The organism is Gordonia otitidis NBRC 100426 (assembly GCF_000248075.1).
In the GTDB taxonomy this organism is placed as follows: Bacteria; Actinomycetota; Actinomycetes; order Mycobacteriales; family Mycobacteriaceae; genus Gordonia; species Gordonia otitidis.
In genome coordinates, this window is sequence record NZ_BAFB01000043.1 from 1 (window position 1) to 2,007 (window position 2,007).

At 59.3% G+C, this 2,007-nt stretch carries 3 protein-coding genes; all 3 read right to left on the reverse strand.

From position 1 onward, the window contains the following. On the reverse strand, positions 1-513 hold a 513-nt coding region (locus GOOTI_RS04450; protein ID WP_007237379.1), incomplete at its 3' end, for a DUF262 domain-containing protein. Positions 514-580: 67 nt separating this feature from the next. Then, a complete protein-coding gene (locus GOOTI_RS04455; protein ID WP_007237380.1) occupies positions 581-1,681 on the reverse strand; it encodes a DUF3320 domain-containing protein in 1,101 nt (366 codons plus the stop codon). Next, the coding region (locus GOOTI_RS04460) for a hypothetical protein (RefSeq protein WP_007237381.1) at positions 1,678-2,007 on the reverse strand (330 nt) is incomplete at its 5' end. The genes GOOTI_RS04455 and GOOTI_RS04460, both read right to left, overlap by 4 nt.

The following is a 2,007-nucleotide window of genomic DNA, read 5'->3' on the forward strand; positions in this document are numbered from 1 at the left end:
ATGATTACAGGCCCGCATAATTCGACGGTTTCCGAGATTCTTTACCTTTGGGGCCTCGATGTCGATCCCCACCCGAGACAGAGCGTTCAGATAGTCCTCGTAGTTAGAGTTCTGCTTCTGCGGCCGCAGCCGCGCTCGGATCGGGTGTCGAAGGATCAGTTGACGTCGGAGATTTGTCAAATCTGTTAGGTCGTCCTCATCGAGTTCAACGCGATGGGACTCCAGACAACCGTGAATGGCCGCGAGCAACAGCGACAGCGTCGTCATCCGTTGCTGCCCATCAATGAGTTCAAGCACGGTCTCTTTGGTGGAGTTTTCAGTCTGATTGACGCAGATGATTGTCCCGAGAAAGTGCCCCGAGTCACCTACTGTGTCGAGGAAGTCATCGAACAGGTCATCCCACTGCTGCTTGGTCCAGGAGTATTCTCGCTGGTAGGTCGGTACGCGATACACAACGGCGTTCTCTGGGCTGAGCAGGGTATACACCGGAACATTGTCAACCGATTTGATCATTCTTCACTCCAATTAGGGCGGGGAATCGTCGCGGGTCTCCACCGACTTCGATTTGCAGATGTTCGCCTCATACCAGTTTGCGGGCGTGGTCGAGGTGGGCAGTGAACTGTTTCGTCTTGCGCTTACGTCCAAAGGTTCGGAGGGTCGCAGCGTCGAGGTCGGCGTCGCTGATCTTCGGGTTGTCGGCTCGAAGCAAGCGCATCGCGTTGGCGACCTCGGCGGGGCTGATCTCAGTGAACGGTCGGTCGACAGTGCTGTCGTTGGGCCGGAACTCAGCCCATGTTGCTGGATCGAGATCGGTTGGCCAGACGCACTTTTCGCCATCGATGACCAGCCCGGTCTGTTTTATCTGGTAGATCAGCTTCTTCTCGCGCGCCGGCCAAAGCCGTCGCACTCCAAAGGATGCAGCTGTGAGCTGGGCCAGCCGATTGATGTGGATCGGGCCTTCGAACTCGGCGATCTCAGTCGCGACAGCACGGACCTGTTCCTTGGCGACCTTCTTCGGCAAGGCATCGAGAACATCAACATCACCGACCACGACGACTGTCCACGGTTCGAACTCCGACCGTCCGGAGCCGATGGTTGGGGTGCTCGCAGAGTCGGAGCGCTTCAACACGGCAGGGTCTGGGCGGACGACGTCCGAGTCCGGCTCAGCTTCGGCATCGGGCTCCGGCGCCTCGGTGTGCTGTTGCGGAGGCGTCGGTGCGACGTGCTCAGCGACAACTTTCGCCTCGACCAAGGCGTCGAAGGCTTCGTCACGAAGCTTTCGCGCATCGGCGGCACCCTGGTCGTCACCGAAGTGCTCTAGGAGTCGTACCGCGAAATCGTTTGCGCGCCAGGCATCCAATGTAGTCAGGTCATCATGGTGTGCCCACCGGTTTCGGACAATCCGCAGTTCGTTGCCGAGAGTGGTGACCACGCGTGTGTAGTCATCAAACGGGAACCCGAGTTTGCCGAGGCGTTCGGTGATCATTCTGAGTTGCGATTGCAGGTCGGCAGCAGAGTAAGACTTGGGTGGTTTGCCCTTCATCTTGTCGAGCTCACTCAGGACTGTCGGCCATGGAAGGCCGCTGAGGCTGGGCGCCAACTTGGTGCCAATGATCGGGTCGAGTCGTTGCGCGAGGTGGTGCAGGCTTTGATCGACGGAGTAGCGTGCATCGAAGGTCACTGTGCTGTCTCCTCAAGTGCCCGTGTACCTTTCACGGCGAGCCAGGTCACGAGGCGGACTTCGTGCTTCTCGACATCGGGGAGGGGTTCGCGTGGCTGTGGTGCGCTGATTCCGGCCTCGTCGAGCACCTCGGTGATGAGCTTGATGCGTTCCTCGTCAGTGCGACCTTGGTTGATTGCCCCGCGGACCTGGCGCGACACTTTGGCGGAGGGGACGCTGCGTAGGCGATTGGCGAGCGCGATTTGAGCGTCCCTGCCCAGGTATCCACCTCTCTTGAACACGAGTGCGTATGCGTCCCGGAAGGACAGTGGCAGGTCGGGTTGGAA